At 42.5% G+C, this 14,790-nt stretch carries 10 protein-coding genes; 7 read left to right on the top strand and 3 right to left on the bottom strand.

The window, feature by feature from the left end; all coding sequences use genetic code 11:
- Window positions 1–713: 713 nt before the first annotated feature.
- From thrS to rnr, 4 genes are all read left to right on the top strand, one after another.
- Entirely contained in the window at window positions 714–2,648 is a 1,935-nt protein-coding gene (gene thrS / locus Q0788_RS12395) for a threonine--tRNA ligase (RefSeq protein WP_102091060.1), read from the top strand.
- A 23-nt stretch (window positions 2,649–2,671) separates the two neighbouring features.
- Window positions 2,672–3,175 carry a translation initiation factor IF-3 gene (gene infC, locus Q0788_RS12390; protein ID WP_057762155.1) on the top strand — a complete coding sequence of 168 codons (504 nt, stop codon included), beginning with the start codon at window positions 2,672–2,674 and terminating at the stop codon, window positions 3,173–3,175.
- A 406-nt stretch (window positions 3,176–3,581) separates the two neighbouring features.
- The gene (locus Q0788_RS12385) at window positions 3,582–4,826 is read left to right on the top strand and encodes a toxic anion resistance protein (RefSeq protein WP_298811134.1); all 1,245 of its coding nucleotides are present in this window, start codon (window positions 3,582–3,584) and stop codon (window positions 4,824–4,826) included.
- A gap of 139 nt (window positions 4,827–4,965) precedes the next feature.
- The gene (rnr, locus tag Q0788_RS12380; protein ID WP_298811133.1) at window positions 4,966–7,242 is read left to right on the top strand and encodes a ribonuclease R; all 2,277 of its coding nucleotides are present in this window, start codon (window positions 4,966–4,968) and stop codon (window positions 7,240–7,242) included.
- A 117-nt stretch (window positions 7,243–7,359) separates the two neighbouring features.
- Here the strand turns inward: rnr and Q0788_RS12375 are convergent, their stop codons facing one another.
- The 3 genes from Q0788_RS12375 to hisA form a co-directional block, all read right to left on the bottom strand.
- On the bottom strand, window positions 7,360–7,641 hold the full coding sequence (locus Q0788_RS12375) for a hypothetical protein (RefSeq protein WP_298811132.1): 282 nt from the start codon (window positions 7,639–7,641) through the stop codon (window positions 7,360–7,362).
- Between the two features lie 81 nt (window positions 7,642–7,722).
- Window positions 7,723–9,396: a mechanosensitive ion channel family protein gene (locus Q0788_RS12370; protein ID WP_298811131.1), complete on the bottom strand. Its 1,674-nt coding sequence runs from the start codon at window positions 9,394–9,396 to the stop codon at window positions 7,723–7,725.
- An 83-nt stretch (window positions 9,397–9,479) separates the two neighbouring features.
- Window positions 9,480–10,217, bottom strand: a complete 738-nt coding sequence (gene hisA, locus Q0788_RS12365; RefSeq protein WP_298811130.1) for a 1-(5-phosphoribosyl)-5-[(5-phosphoribosylamino)methylideneamino]imidazole-4-carboxamide isomerase — start codon at window positions 10,215–10,217, stop codon at window positions 9,480–9,482.
- Between the two features lie 1,096 nt (window positions 10,218–11,313).
- Between hisA and Q0788_RS12360 the strand changes: the two genes are divergently transcribed.
- The 3 genes from Q0788_RS12360 to Q0788_RS12350 are packed head-to-tail and all read left to right on the top strand — an operon-like array spanning window position 11,314 to window position 14,790.
- On the top strand, window positions 11,314–12,666 hold the full coding sequence (locus tag Q0788_RS12360) for a Na(+)-translocating NADH-quinone reductase subunit A (RefSeq protein ID WP_298811129.1): 1,353 nt from the start codon (window positions 11,314–11,316) through the stop codon (window positions 12,664–12,666).
- Window positions 12,667–12,671: 5 nt separating this feature from the next.
- Window positions 12,672–13,907, top strand: coding sequence for an NADH:ubiquinone reductase (Na(+)-transporting) subunit B (locus Q0788_RS12355; RefSeq protein WP_057762164.1), 1,236 nt, complete (start codon window positions 12,672–12,674; stop codon window positions 13,905–13,907).
- Window positions 13,888–14,790 (top strand): Na(+)-translocating NADH-quinone reductase subunit C, encoded by a 903-nt coding sequence (locus tag Q0788_RS12350; RefSeq protein WP_057762167.1) that lies wholly within the window; start codon window positions 13,888–13,890, stop codon window positions 14,788–14,790. Before Q0788_RS12355 ends, Q0788_RS12350 begins: the two co-directional genes overlap by 20 nt.

The raw sequence follows: 14,790 nt of genomic DNA, 5'->3' as shown, positions 1-14,790 counted from the left end.
TCTTGATGAGGTGCGTATTATAGACGGTTTAACTTTTGTGTCAACCCGTTTTATTAATGTTTTTAATCTTATTTTAGGAGGAGAGTAAATTTGTATTTTTTTCAATGGGTTATAGAATTGATATTCTCTATTTTTTAAATACTAGCGTGTAATACGATTTAATTCACCAATTTTTAATAAAGGTAGGCTTTATTTAATTATAATAACTGGGCTTGTTCATCCTGATCTTCTTGCATGTCCCTTCTAAGTAAATTATCTCTCATATTTTTGAATGTTGGTATTCATATAAATAGCACTATATAGAAGCTAAGTTATTCGGGGTTATATGATGCTTTCAACATATTGTCCTATATAGTGCAGTATCTGATACTACCTTTATCATAAGATATGCTCTTATATTAGTCGACGCCCAATCCCTTGATATCTAGTGTTGAGAGACGGTTTTTGCTATAATAGGTGTTTTGCTGCATTACTTATATCCGTTGGCTGTTGTATTATCCATATAGCGACATACATTTTGTTGCAATGCTATTGATTTAATGGTTTCGAGCCATATATCAGCCCTAGCATATATAGTCATAGTAAGACTCTAGGTAATGCGTCCCTTTCACAACATATCACGATGATTAGATATAATTGATGTGGTCTCACGGTTATATGATTGATGGTTGCAATCATCACTGCCAACGGACCCAATAATAGGCGAATAGATTATGGTAGCGATTACTTTACCCGATGGTAGTGTAAAAGACTTTGAAGGTCATACAACAGTCATGGAAGTGGCGCAAAGTATTGGGACAGGACTCGCTAAAGCGACGGTTGCTGGACGTGTAAATGGTCATTTAGTAGATGCACATGATCCTATCGTCGCTGATGCCAATGTTGAAATCGTAACGCCAAAAGATGACGACGGTGTCGATATTATCCGTCACTCATGCGCTCACTTATTAGGTCATGCGGTTAAGCAGCTCTACCCTGATGTGAAGATGGTCATTGGTCCTGTTATTGATGATGGTTTTTATTACGATATCTTTAGCGAAACGCCATTTACGCCTGAGCATATGGAAGCGATTGAAAAACGCATGATGGAGCTGATCAAGCAAGATTATGACGTTATCAAAAAAATGACGCCACGTGCCGAAGCGATTGAGATATTTGAATCACGTAACGAAGACTATAAGCTAAAGCTTATTAATGATATGCCAGGTGAAGAAGCGTTCGGCTTGTATCATCATCAAGAATATGTCGATATGTGCCGTGGTCCGCATGTACCGAACACGCGCTTTTTGAAAGTATTTAAACTGACCAAAATGTCAGGTGCTTATTGGCGCGGCGATGCGAAAAACGAGCAGTTACAGCGTATCTATGGTACTGCGTGGGCTGATAAGAAACAGTTAAAGGCTTATATCCAACGTATTGAAGAAGCAGAAAAACGTGACCATCGTAAAATTGGTAAAGCGCTGAACCTATTTCATATGCAAGAGCAAGCGCCAGGTATGGTGTTCTGGCATGCTAATGGTTGGACAATTTATCAAGTACTTGAGCAATATATGCGCAAAGTACAATACGATAACGGCTACGAAGAGATTAAAACACCTCAAATCGTCGATCGCAGCTTGTGGGAGCGCTCAGGACATTGGGGCAACTATGCAACCAATATGTTCACGACTTCTAGTGAAAACCGTGATTATGCGGTAAAACCGATGAACTGCCCTTGTCATGTGCAAGTATTTAACCAAGGCCTAAAGTCTTACCGTGACTTGCCACTGCGTATGGCTGAGTTTGGTTCTTGTCATCGTAACGAGCCATCAGGTTCATTGCATGGTTTGATGCGCGTACGTGGTTTTACTCAAGATGATGCGCATATCTTCTGTACGCAGGCACAGATTCAACAAGAAGTCGCTGACTTTATTAAGCTAACGCTTGCTGTCTATGAAGATTTTGGTTTTGACAATATCATTATGAAGCTTTCTACCCGCCCTGAAAAACGTGTTGGTAGTGATGAGTCTTGGGACTTTGCAGAAAAAGCGCTAGCAGATGCGCTTGATAGCTCAGGGCTAGACTGGGATTACTTACCTGGCGAAGGTGCATTCTATGGTCCAAAGATCGAGTTCAGTCTGAAGGATTCTTTAGGTCGTATTTGGCAGTGCGGTACTATTCAGGTTGATCCAAACATGCCTGAGCGTCTCGATGCTGAGTTCGTCAATGAGCAAAACGATCGTGAAGTACCTATTATGTTGCACCGTGCAATCTTAGGTTCATTTGAACGTTTCATTGGTATTTTGATCGAAAACTATGCCGGTTGGATGCCAGTATGGCTAGCACCGCAGCAAGTTGTGGTCATGAATATCACCGATAAGCAAGCTGATGCATGTGAAAACGTGGTTAGCGAGCTTAAAAATGCAGGTTTGCGCGCTATTAGCGACTTGCGTAACGAAAAGATTGGATTTAAGATACGAGAGAAAACATTAGAACGTATTCCCTATATGCTAGTATTAGGGGATAAAGAAGTCGAATCGGGCAGTGTCAACGTCCGAACTCGCGAAGGTGAGAACCTTGGCGTGATGAGTGTTTCTGAATTTATTACATTAGTACAGACCGCTGTCAGTAAAAAAGGCCGACAGACCCCAAAAACAGATGAGGAGTAATACCTATTAAACAGTCCAACCGTTTGAACATCAACGAAGATATCAATGTCAAAGAAGTCCGTCTCGTTAAAGAAGATGGCGAGCAAATGGGCGTGGTTGATATCGCAACCGCGATGAAAGCGGCACGTGATGAAAATCTAGATTTGGTTGAATTAGTTCCTGAAGCTAAGCCGCCAGTATGTAAGATCATGGATTATAAGCACTTCCTCTATGATCAAAAGCAAAAGGCTAAAGAAGCTAAGAAAAACCAAAAGCAGACTCAGCTTAAAGAGATGAAGCTACGTCCTAGTACCGAAGAGGCCGATTATCAGGTTAAACTGAGAAAAATCGTGAGCTTCTTGGAAGATCAAGACAAAGTTAAAATTAGCATCCGTTTCCGCGGACGTGAAATGGCGCACCAAGATATCGGTCGCAAACAACTTGATCGTATCATTGAAGATACTGCTGATATCTCAAACGTCGAACAGTACCCTAAGATGGAAGGTCGTCAGATGGGTATGCTGCTTGGACCCACTAAGAAAAAGTAATCTGTCTATTGGATTGCTTTGAGTGGTGGCTGTTAGTCTATATAGCTATTTATAACTCTAACCATCAATATGCTGCGGGATATTGATGGTTTTTTATTATGTGGACTCAAAAACTGCTGTAATAAACATAGCTATATTGAACATAAATAGCCTAGCATCATTGACTGACGCTATTTTACAAAACCCACCTTCTCAACTTTCTGATTACACGGTAATCTAAAGGTCTAGTTATATTTACTAGTTAGTATTTAGCAGTCACTAGTGATCATTTGATAAAAATTAGTATGAGCTAAAGACAATTCATAAGTGTAAAAAAGCTAAGTGTATAAATAAAAACAATGTATATCACGACTGTCAGAGTCGTTGACAAAAAACACTTCCCTTCTCCGATATCAGAGGATATTTCATGCAAGAATTGACGCCACCAGAAAACGCTACAACTCCCAGTATCTCTCTAACAGCACCTGAACCTGTCAAAGAAATACAGAAAAGTGAAGCAGATCAGATGGTCAAATTGGATGAAAGCCAAATTCCTGAGCTCGATGCCAAGGTTGATGCTTTTGTTGATCATGTGATTACCAACTCTGTGCATAGCGATGAGTTTCGACAGAACGTGCAGTCTATTCATAATCTAGGTACCAAAGAGATTCGCGAATCTGCACAAGTATCTAACCGAATGTTAGATTTGCCCGCAAAAAGTCTGAATGACAGCTTATTCGACAACTCTCCTATTGCTAAATCGCTAACGGAACTACGCGGGATTGTCGAAGACTTAGATCCGAGCAAAAAAGAACTGACCAGCTCACGCAAGCTGTTCGGTCTCATTCCGTTCGGCAATAAAGTACAAGATTATTTCCGTCAATATGAATCAGCACAATCACACATCAATGCGGTCGTTACCAGTCTCTACAATGGTAAAGACGAATTGCTCAAAGACAATGCGATGATTGAGCAAGAAAAAGTCAATATGTGGGAGCTGATGCAGTCTATTCGCCAGTATGTCTACGTTGGCAAAAAGATTGATGAGCAACTTGAGCAGAAGGTCTATGCGATAGAAGCAACAGATCCAGAAAAGGCACGCATTATTAAAGAAGAGATGTTGTTTTATGTCCGTCAAAAAAACACTGATTTTTTAACTCAGTTAGCAGTGAATGTACAAGGCTATTTGGCGCTTGACACCATTCGCCGTAATAACTTAGAGCTAATCAAAGGCGTAGATCGCGCAACCACGACTACTGTGTCTGCATTACGCACGGCTGTGGTCGTTGCTCAAGCAATGACCAATCAAAAATTGGTATTAGATCAAATCACTGCGTTGAATAAAACCACCAGTAGTTTGATTGAATCAACTTCAGCGATGCTCAAGCGTCAGTCAGGTGAGATTCACGAGCAGGCGACTAGCAGTAGTATTGAGCTTGATAAACTGCAAAATGCCTTCAATAACGTCTATGACACTATGGATATGATTAGCAATTATAAAATTGAAGCGCTAGAGAATATGAAGCAAACGGTCAATACACTGACCACTGAAGTAGATAAAGCACAAAAATACTTGGATAAATCAAATCAGACTACGGTGTTAGAAGTCTCAAAAGAGTTAGATAGTAAAAAAATCACTAACCAATCAAGCAATGTCGATATCGATATTTGATTTATCACTATAGTGGTCGCCAGAAAACTGACCGCTTCCTGCTACCGAATACACATAAGACAATTGACGCAAGATATTGCGACGTCGTTCGTGTTAAGATAGCCACTATTAATAATTTTAAAAATAGATACGGTAATTTATGAGTTGGAATGATCCAAACGCCTCAAGTGAGGCAAAAAAATATGACAACCCGATTCCTAGTCGTGAGCTGATACTCAACACGATTAATGAGCATGGGGAAGTCACGCATCAACAGTTGGCAAAAGCCTTTAACATTGATGATCCTGATCAGTTTGATGCTTTGGGCAATCGCCTAAAAGCAATGGCGCGTGACGGCCAAGTGAATCGTGATGGTCGTCCTTATCGCTATCGCACAGTGACCAAGCAAGATATCGTCTCAGGTACAGTATCTGCACATCCAAAAGGTTTTGGTTTTGTGGTGCTAAATGATATGCCAGATTTGTTTTTGCATGAAAAACAAATGCGCTGGGTATTCAATGGCGACACGGTAGCAGCCGTCGGCACTTCGACAGACAACCGTGGGCGTACCGAAGGGCGTATCGTTGATGTTGTCGAACGTCGTCAAAACAACTTTATCGGTACACTTGCTCGTGATGAAGACGGCTATTGTGTTGAGCTTGGTAGCCCAAACAATCATCAGCCGATTACGGTTACTGATGACAATGTTCAGGCGCTAAATATTAAGCAAGGCGCTCCTGTTAAAGTCGATATCATTGACTGGCCAAACCAGCATGAATTTGCCACTGGTAAAATCACTGAAGTGCTGTCTGATGACAATGATCGTGAATTGATTATTGAGACCACCCTGCTCAACTATGATATTCCATCAGATTTTAGCGAAGCTGCGCTTAAGCAAGCCGATGATTATCAAGAACCAACAGAAAAAGACATAAAAGGTCGTACAGATATACGTCATCTACCGCTTGTCACTATCGATGGCGAAGATGCTCGTGACTTTGATGATGCTGTATTTGCTGAAAAGCGTTCTGGTGGTAACTACCGTGTCGTGGTTGCGATTGCAGATGTCAGCTATTATGTGACACCGAATTCACCACTTGACCAAGATGCCTATGAGCGTGGTACCTCAGTATACTTCCCGCATCGCGTGATTCCGATGTTGCCTGAAGTGTTATCTAACGGTCTATGTTCACTGAACCCTAATCTAGATCGCTTATGTATGGTTGCTGATATCAAGATATCGCGCGCCGGTAAAGTGACTGGATATGAGTTTTATCCATCAGTGATGCACTCACAAGCCCGTCTCACTTATAATCAAGTAAATGATTATCTCGTGAATCCGAACGATAAGAGATTACCTAAATCATTGACAGGTAATAAAGACGTTAAAAAATCTGTTGATACCTTACATCAATTGTATGAGCTACTGCTTAAAAAGCGTGAAGAACGTCATGCAATGGAATTTGAAACGGTTGAGACATATATCAAGTTCAACGAAAAAGGCGGAATCGAAGCGATTTTACCGCGCACTCGTGGCGACTCTCAGAAGCTAATCGAAGAGTGTATGCTGCTTGCCAATACTTGTGCTGCAAACTTCGCGCTTAAGCATGAGTTACCAGTCTTATATCGTAACCATGATAAGCCTGATAATGAGAAGTCGATGCGTATTCATGAATATGCAAAAAACTTTGGCTTACCATTCCCAGAAGAGAATCCAACGCAAGCGGATTATCAGCGCATTATCGAAGCGACTAAAGATAGACCAGATGCTATCAGTATTCATAGCATGCTGCTGCGTTCAATGATGCAAGCAAACTATGCACCTGACAATATTGGTCACTTTGGCTTAGCATATGACGAATATAGCCACTTTACCTCGCCGATTCGCCGTTATCCAGATTTGATGCTGCATCGTGCGATTAAGGCAAAAGTCACCAATAGCCCACAGCCTGTTATGGACTTTTCTCTTGAAGGTGCTGGTACACAAACATCAGATACAGAACGCCGTGCAGAAAAAGCATCACGTTATGTAGAGTCTTGGCTCAAGTGTCATTATATGACCGATCACGTCGGTGAAGAGTTCGAAGGCGTTGTGACTACGGTTACTAGCTTTGGTCTATTCGTCACATTGACTGACTTATATATCGATGGTTTGGTTCATATCTCAAACGTTGGCGATGATTTCTTTGTCTACGATGAACAGCAACAGCAGCTTATTGGTAAAGATAAAGGCACGCTATTTGGACTTGGCGATTCGGTTAAAGTTAAGGTTGCGGGTGTCAACATGGACCTGCTACAGATTGATTTTGATTTGAAGGCTAAATTGCAATCTAGTGCAATGAACCAAAGCAAAAAAGGTCAACCGAAGAAAGAGCAGCCTAAGAAAGCTCCGGCGAAAAGAAGCAGCAACCGCAGAGGTGCTGCTAAAAAAAGCTAAGCGGAGACTGATACTTAGATACTGGTGTTGTAATACAATAAAAAAGGCTAACGTAATCGTTAGCCTTTTTTATGCTGTGTACTTTTCAATCATAAATGATATATCTATTTATTGTGCCTATTGCGCATCGTCCAATTGCTCTACACGGTCTTGCTCGGCTTGCTGCGCTTGATCAATTTTGCTAGTAGCACTATCTACGATCGCTTTCGGCTGTTGGCTAAGTGGCTGGCTAGTAATATCTGTATCAGAGGTAGCTACTGTAGAATCAGGCTGTTCAGGCGCTACACTACTGGTTGCAATCTCTCTATTTTGTTCGCGACTATTGCCATTGATAATGTTAAAGCCAAGCAATGCCACAATACCAATTATTGCAAAGATAATAACGTGTTTCATTTCCATAAAAAGCCCCGTATTTGAATAACCACCAAATATAGATTCTGTTGCACTTTTTATGCCTAAACCTTATTTAATGTCTAGTACCTATTCTTGCGGGCTATTATTATTCAATAAATCGGTCTCATCTGAGCTTTGAGCAATCTCTTGCTCGACTTTTTCCATCAGCTTATCGTCAGGACGGGCATCGAGAACCTCATTAGCACTGCGACCTTGTAAAATGGTCTTGGCTCGAGCCTTGGCTTGTTTTTTATCTTGGTCATCTATATGACTTTCGTTGACCTGATTTGTGTCAATAGGTTCAGGAATCGACGGCGTAATCGTTATATTGGATTGAACATTATTAGCATTGTTGGCACTGCTTTGCATGTGTTCAAAGGCTTTTTCTAACTTGTTGTTAAAGCGCAGACGATAGATCGGCTCAGGTAAGCTAAAGCCTTTATCTTCTAGTGCGTGCTTGGTCTCGCGAATGGCGATACTGCGTGCTTTGGCAAAGTCAGTCTCTGATTGATCTACCCAAACCTGAAATTCCAAAACAATATTAGAATCACCTACATTGGTAATGACCGCAATCGCCTTTGGTTCATTCAACACAAACGCTAACGTATGTATCGCATCTAATCCGACTTTGATTGCTGCTAATGGGTCATCATTGGCATCAACGCCCAATTCAAAGGTAAATCGACGCTCAGGGTTTTTGGTGTAATTTAGAATTGTGCCTTTAAACACTTCGGCATTAGGAATGCGCAACTGATTACCATCCAGTGTCATCAGTATTGTCGCACGTGAAGTCAAACGAACCACGATGCCCTCTTGTCCATTAATCACGATATGGTCACGAGCACGAAAAGGTTGGCGAATGCTCAGCATTAATGAAGCGATATAATTTTCAATGGTATCTTTTACTGCGAAACCAACCGCAATACCAATGACACCTGCCCCACCAAGCAATGTGCCTAAAATAGTCTCTGCACCTATTAGACTTAGTCCTAGAATCAGACCAAAGATAATAAAGATGACTTTGACCGTTTGTGACAGCAGCTCAGCGACAAATGGATTGGGTGTTAGACGTTGCCACATCTTTTTGCGATTAGATAACCAACTGCCAAACCATGCTACCAAGGCAAATATAACGATGCCGACCAATAGTAGCGGCAGAGCCTTCACAAGATTGGTCACCTGCGCTTTTAAACCTTGATAGACTGTTGAGACATTCTCTTGAACATCTAGCGTGCGGTTAATTCTGTCTTCTACAGTGACGACATCTGTTAGTCGGTTGGTTAAGTTGATCGCTTGCTGTGCTTTTTTTTCGTTGGCTGTTTCTCCCGTTAGGGTAACGACCCCTTGGGTGACACTAACGTTGACGGCTTGTAAGCCTTCGATTTCAGAGAAAATACCGCTGATACGTTGACGAATGTCGTTGTCTTTTTGCGGTGTGGGTGTGGTCTCGATTTGAGCATTGTTGGTGCTTTCGCCGCTAATTACTGGCGGTGGAGCAGGCGTTGGCAATGAGCTGGCAGGTTCTGTAGTATCACCTGTTGATGTTTCATTTTCTGATGTGGCAGAATTATCGTTAGATACGCTTTCCTCTATTGTCTCTACACCTTCAGTTGTCTCTAAGCCTAGCGCTGCTGCGATACCAGAAATTTCTTCACTGGCAGCATGCGCCGAAAACGAAAAAAGGATGCTTAGTAGCAACACCATTTGACCCCACGCTTTTATAGAACTGCGTATTATTGGACGGTCAATGTAAGTGGCCATAAGCATCCTTTATTTTTTACGGATTTTTCTCGCTTAGCTGATTGCTGATAATTATCTGCCTGATTTTTGCTGCCTAGCTTTATTTAGCTATCTAAGTAAAGCTGTGCTTCGCTCAAATTCAGTGTGCCTTCATAGATAGCACGACCAGTGATAATACCTTCGATACAATCACCATAAGGCTTTAACAGCTCGATATCTTTCATATCGGTAACGCCACCTGATGCAATCACAGGTAGTCCGCCTTCACGCGCCAAATTAACAGTTTGTTCAACGTTAACGCCTTGCATCATGCCATCGCGGGCGATATCAGTATAAACGATTGATGACACACCTACATCTGCAAAGCGCTTAGCAAGTTCGGTCGCTTTGGTATCTGTCACGTTTGCCCAGCCATGAGTGGCTACCATACCGTCTTTGGCGTCGATACCGACGATGATATGCCCTGCAAATTCGCGGCAAGCTTCCGCGACAAAATCAGGATCTTCAACAGCTTTTGTACCGATGATGATATACGTCAAACCTGCGGTAATATACTGCTCGATAGTGTTCATGTTGCGTACACCGCCACCCAATTGAATAGGCAGGTTCGGATAGGCTTTGGTGATATCATTGACCACTTGTCTATGTACTGGCACGCCATCAAAAGCACCATTCAAATCAACCAAATGCAGGCGACGCGCACCTTCATTTACCCAACGCGCTGCCATAGCAACTGGATCATCAGAGAACACCGTATCATCTTCCATACGGCCTTGTTTTAAACGTACACACTTACCATCTTTTAAATCAATAGCCGGGATAATGACGGGCACAGCACACATATAGCATTCCTTATAAAGCACAAGATTGGCAATAAATTTAGTAAATTAAAATTTTGAGAATGAAACGTTATTGAAGCATCAAATAACGAGAGAAAACGCTGCTTAAAAGTAGCATAAATTATGGACAGATCGAAAACCAAGACATCGCTAAGTTAGCAATCTGTTTGAATACAAATAAGAAAGACAGAAACTAGACAATCATAACCATAAGTTTTAGTACGTAGAATCACTACCAACAATCGTTAAATTCTATTACTGACTGGCAATTTTAGGTCAATTTAGCGTATAATCCTAGGTAAATTTTTATTTGTTTCTATGTGATAGTAACCATGTGTTACGCTTTTTGTTGAGTTGTTACAACTCACTAATACAGCATGGTGATCAGGATGGATCGAGCAATCGCTCAATACGCCAATAAAATATTGGCCAAGAAATTGCTAAAAAGGACTATCTGAAAAAATCTCAACCAATAGTCTCTAAACCATCGATTCTGCGGTATTTAACCTTAATTAGATGTCTTGCAAGTCCCTATCACTAGCTAACTATATTAAAACCGTTACGATTGAAACTATAGCAGCTTATAATAAGCGAGGTTTGCTTATCAGTTGCTTAGCTAGTTTGTCTTTTAACCAGTATATCATCTACCTTAATAGATCGTTATTTGGCCACACTCTTATTCTATCGAATATCTTTAAACGGTATTCGTAAACGAGAGATGGTCAAACATGCTGGTGTTACAAGTTTTAAATTTCAATGAAACGTGTGATAAAGCCATTTGTATTTAAACCAGTCTCTTTTAGCCATGTGCTGTAGCGATTGATTTCGATGAAACGGTTTTAGCATACACCTTGGTAGCCAGTCGCCACTTTGGTAATTCGAATAAGACATTAACGTGTTGTTAAGGAGTCTAAGGTCAGCGTTAATACTCTTACTAGTAGTTATGATCATGTATTGTCTTCACAGAGCTTTCATCCCTATTTCACTATAAAGGAAATAGACGATTGAAGGCTTTGTTGAGTGATACAAACGTTCATGCTACCGATATACCAAACAGGACGTCTGGTATCGTTTTAGACTATGGACTAAGTTTTCGCTTATGATTACCATCAAAAAAGGTTTGGATTTGCCCATCACTGGTGAACCCTCCCGCGAGATATCTGAGCACCAACCGACACATGTAGCACTTGTTGGCTATGATTATGTGGGCATGAAGCCCACTATGAATGTCAAAGAAGGTGACATTGTAGCCAAAGGTCAGCCCGTTTTTGAAGACAAAAAACGTGTTGGCGTGATCTACACTGCCCCTGCTGCCGGTAAGGTCGTCGCTGTTAAACGTGGCGAACGTCGAGTGTTTGAGAGTCTTGTGATTGCGGTCGACCCAAATGGTGAAGAAGTAGACTTTGAGCGCTATGACTCACAGCAGCTTGCTGACCTAGACTCTGAAGTCGTTGAAACCCAACTGATTGCCTCTGGCGAATGGACCGCGTTCCGTACGCGTCCTTATAGCCGCGCACCCGAAATCGGCGCTCGTCCACATGCCATCTTTGTCACAGCAATGGATACCAATCCACTTGCCTTTGACCCGATGCTTGTGATCAATGAGCAGCTACAAGCGTTCAATGATGGACTTGCTGTATTATCTACGCTTAGTCCAAAGACCTTTGTCTGCCATCGTGGCGATACCCAACTGACGCCAGTTACAAAAACTGCAGCGAATAACGTCACTGAGTATCATGGTTTTGCTGGTAAGCATCCAGCTGGTCTTGCTGGTACGCACATTCACTTTTTGCATCCTATCAGCCGCGGTGTGACCGTATGGACGATTGGTTACCAAGACGTGATTGCCATCGGTAAATTGTTTACGACAGGTCGTCTATATACTCGCCGCATGGTGAGCTTAGCAGGACCTGCTGTCACTAACCCGCATTTGGTTATGACTGAGCGTGGTGCTGATATCACTGCATTAACCAAAGGTAAACTGGCTGCTGGCGAGAACCGTATCATTTCAGGTTCAGTATTGTCCGGTCGCAAAGTGTTTGAAAACATCGCCTATCTGGGTCGTTTTCACAATCAGATCAGCGTATTGACTGAAGGTCGTGAGCGTCCTGCGTTCCATTTCTTTACTCCAGGTAAAAACCGCTTCTCAAAACTGCCTATCTATATTTCGCAGTTCTTTGGTGGCAAAAAATACGACTTTACTACGACAAGTAACGGCTCACCACGAGCGATGGTACCAATCGGTGTCTACGAAGAAGTCATGCCACAAGATTACCTACCAACTCAATTACTACGTGCATTGATCGTCGAAGACATCATTAGCGCCGTAGATTTGGGCGTGCTTGAACTGGACGAAGAAGATTTGGCACTATGCACCTTTGTATCTCCTGGCAAATATGAATTCGGTGATATTTTGCGTGATAACTTAACGCGCATTGAGCTGGAGGGCTAACCACGATGAAATTTTTACACAATATGTTCGATCGTATGGAGCCATCTTTCACCAAAGGCGGCAAACACGAAAAGTACTACGCTATTTTTGAGATGTTTGATACGTTCTTACGTCAACCAAGCTCAACCACATATGCGTCATCGCATGTACGTGACGGGATTGACCTAAAACGTATTATGATTACTGTATGGCTATGTACCTTCCCAGCGATGTTTTGGGGTATGTACAACATTGGTCATCAAGCACTAACCGCTATCGCTCAGCTTGGCTTGCAGCCTGAAGGCTGGCGTACTGTGATCACTAGCATGGCAGGCTATAACCCAGACAGTATCTGGGCCAGCTTCGTCTATGGTGCGATGCAGTTTTTGCCTATTTATATCGTGACGTTTGCGGTAGGTATTCTCTGTGAGATTATCTTTGCTGTCGTCCGTGGACACGAAGTTAACGAAGGTTTCTTTGTGACTTCAGTTCTATTTGCATTATGTCTACCACCTGATATTCCTTTATGGCAAGTTGCCCTAGGTATTATCTTCGGTGTAGTCGTCGCAAAAGAAGTGTTCGGTGGTACTGGTAAAAACTTCCTTAACCCTGCCCTATCGGGTCGTGCATTCTTATACTTTGCTTATCCAGCCTATATGTCTGGTGACTCAGTATGGACAGCAGTAGATGGTTTCTCAGGTGCGACGCCTCTTGGCCTTGCAGCCCTTGGTGTGGTTCCTCAGGACTTCGTCGATGTCTATGGTAATGCCATCACGTGGAGTGATGCATTCTTAGGTAATATGCAAGGTAGTATCGGTGAAGTATCGACGCTAGCTATCCTAATGGGCGCTGCAGTGTTGCTATGGACGCGTATCGCTTCTTGGCGCATTATGGCAGGTTGTGTGGTCGGTCTGATTGCTACGTCTCTTGTATTCAACATGATTGGCTCTGAAGACAACATGATGATGAGCTTACCGTTCTACTGGCACTTAGTTATCGGTGGCTTTGCTTTCGGTGCTGTATTTATGGCAACCGATCCAGTATCAGCTGCGCATACAAACAAAGGCCGCTGGGCTTACGGTATCTTGATTGGTTTTATGACCGTATTGATTCGCGTCATCAACCCTGCTTTCCCAGAAGGCATCATGCTGGCCATTCTATTCGCCAACTTATTTGCTCCATTGTTTGATTACTTTGTGACTCAAGCAAATATCAAACGCCAAACCGCTCGGAGGGTTCGCTATGTCCAAGCCCAAAAGTAATAACGCGAAAACCATCAGTGTGGCTTTGACGCTATGCTTGGTGTGTTCAGTGTTGGTCTCAGCAGTGGCTGTTGGTCTAAAGCCTGCGCAAGTTGAAAACGCTCGTTTAGACCGCAACAAAAACATCTTAGTTGCGGCTGATATGTATGACGCTGAGTCTGATACAGCAGATGATGTCGCCGAACGTTTTAAAGACTTTGAAGTCAAAATCATTGATCTAAACGAAGGTACTTATCTCGATGACGATGCGCTAAAAACTGCTGGCATCCCTGATCGTAATGCTTATGACGCCAGTCAAGCGACAAAAAACCAAGCTTTAAGTGAAGACTTGGGTGACAACGATCCTGCTGGTATTGGTCGTAAGCCAAAGTATGCCAAAGTCTATGTCAAAAATGATGACGCCGGTCAGCCAGAAACGGTTGTACTGCCAATTCAGGGCTACGGTCTATGGGGCACTATCTATGGTTTCTTAACGCTCGAAAGTGACATGAATACCATCAAAGGTATCAGTTTCTATGAGCATAAAGAAACCCCAGGTCTTGGCGCTCGTATCGAAGAGCCAGAATGGCGTGCAAAGTGGAGCGGTATCGAGTCTTATGACGAGAATGGTAACGTTGCCACTGGTGTAACCAAAGCTGGTAACCCAAAAGAGAACTGGGTTGATGGCATTAGCGGTGCAACATTGACTAGCCGCGGCGTCAGCAACATGATTCAGTTTTGGTTAGGTGAGCAAGGTTATAAGCCTTATCTAGATACGCTACGCGAAAAGAGCGGCCAAACGGTTGAAGGTGCAGACACGCAAGCAAATCAATCAAAGCCGGCAGCTCAACCTAAAACCGAATTGGCAGCCAAGCTACCAGTAGCAAACGGCAAGGAGGCATAA

This window comes from uncultured Psychrobacter sp., from assembly GCF_947500265.1.
Taxonomy (GTDB): Bacteria; Pseudomonadota; Gammaproteobacteria; order Pseudomonadales; family Moraxellaceae; genus Psychrobacter.
The sequence above is the reverse complement of the archived record's forward strand: the minus strand, read 5'-3'. Positions and strand labels throughout refer to the sequence as shown.

Excerpts from the sequence above, each read along its gene's own strand:
- thrS (WP_102091060.1), top strand. The coding sequence starts at position 714 with ATGGTAGCGATTACTTTACCCGATGGTAGTGTAAAAGACTTTGAAGGT.
- Q0788_RS12385 (WP_298811134.1), top strand. The coding sequence starts at position 3,582 with ATGCAAGAATTGACGCCACCAGAAAACGCTACAACTCCCAGTATCTCT.
- rnr (WP_298811133.1), top strand. The coding sequence starts at position 4,966 with ATGAGTTGGAATGATCCAAACGCCTCAAGTGAGGCAAAAAAATATGAC.
- Q0788_RS12375 (WP_298811132.1), bottom strand. The coding sequence starts at position 7,641 with ATGGAAATGAAACACGTTATTATCTTTGCAATAATTGGTATTGTGGCA.
- Q0788_RS12370 (WP_298811131.1), bottom strand. The coding sequence starts at position 9,396 with ATGGCCACTTACATTGACCGTCCAATAATACGCAGTTCTATAAAAGCG.
- hisA (WP_298811130.1), bottom strand. The coding sequence starts at position 10,217 with ATGTGTGCTGTGCCCGTCATTATCCCGGCTATTGATTTAAAAGATGGT.
- Q0788_RS12360 (WP_298811129.1), top strand. The coding sequence starts at position 11,314 with ATGATTACCATCAAAAAAGGTTTGGATTTGCCCATCACTGGTGAACCC.
- Q0788_RS12355 (WP_057762164.1), top strand. The coding sequence starts at position 12,672 with ATGAAATTTTTACACAATATGTTCGATCGTATGGAGCCATCTTTCACC.
- Q0788_RS12350 (WP_057762167.1), top strand. The coding sequence starts at position 13,888 with ATGTCCAAGCCCAAAAGTAATAACGCGAAAACCATCAGTGTGGCTTTG.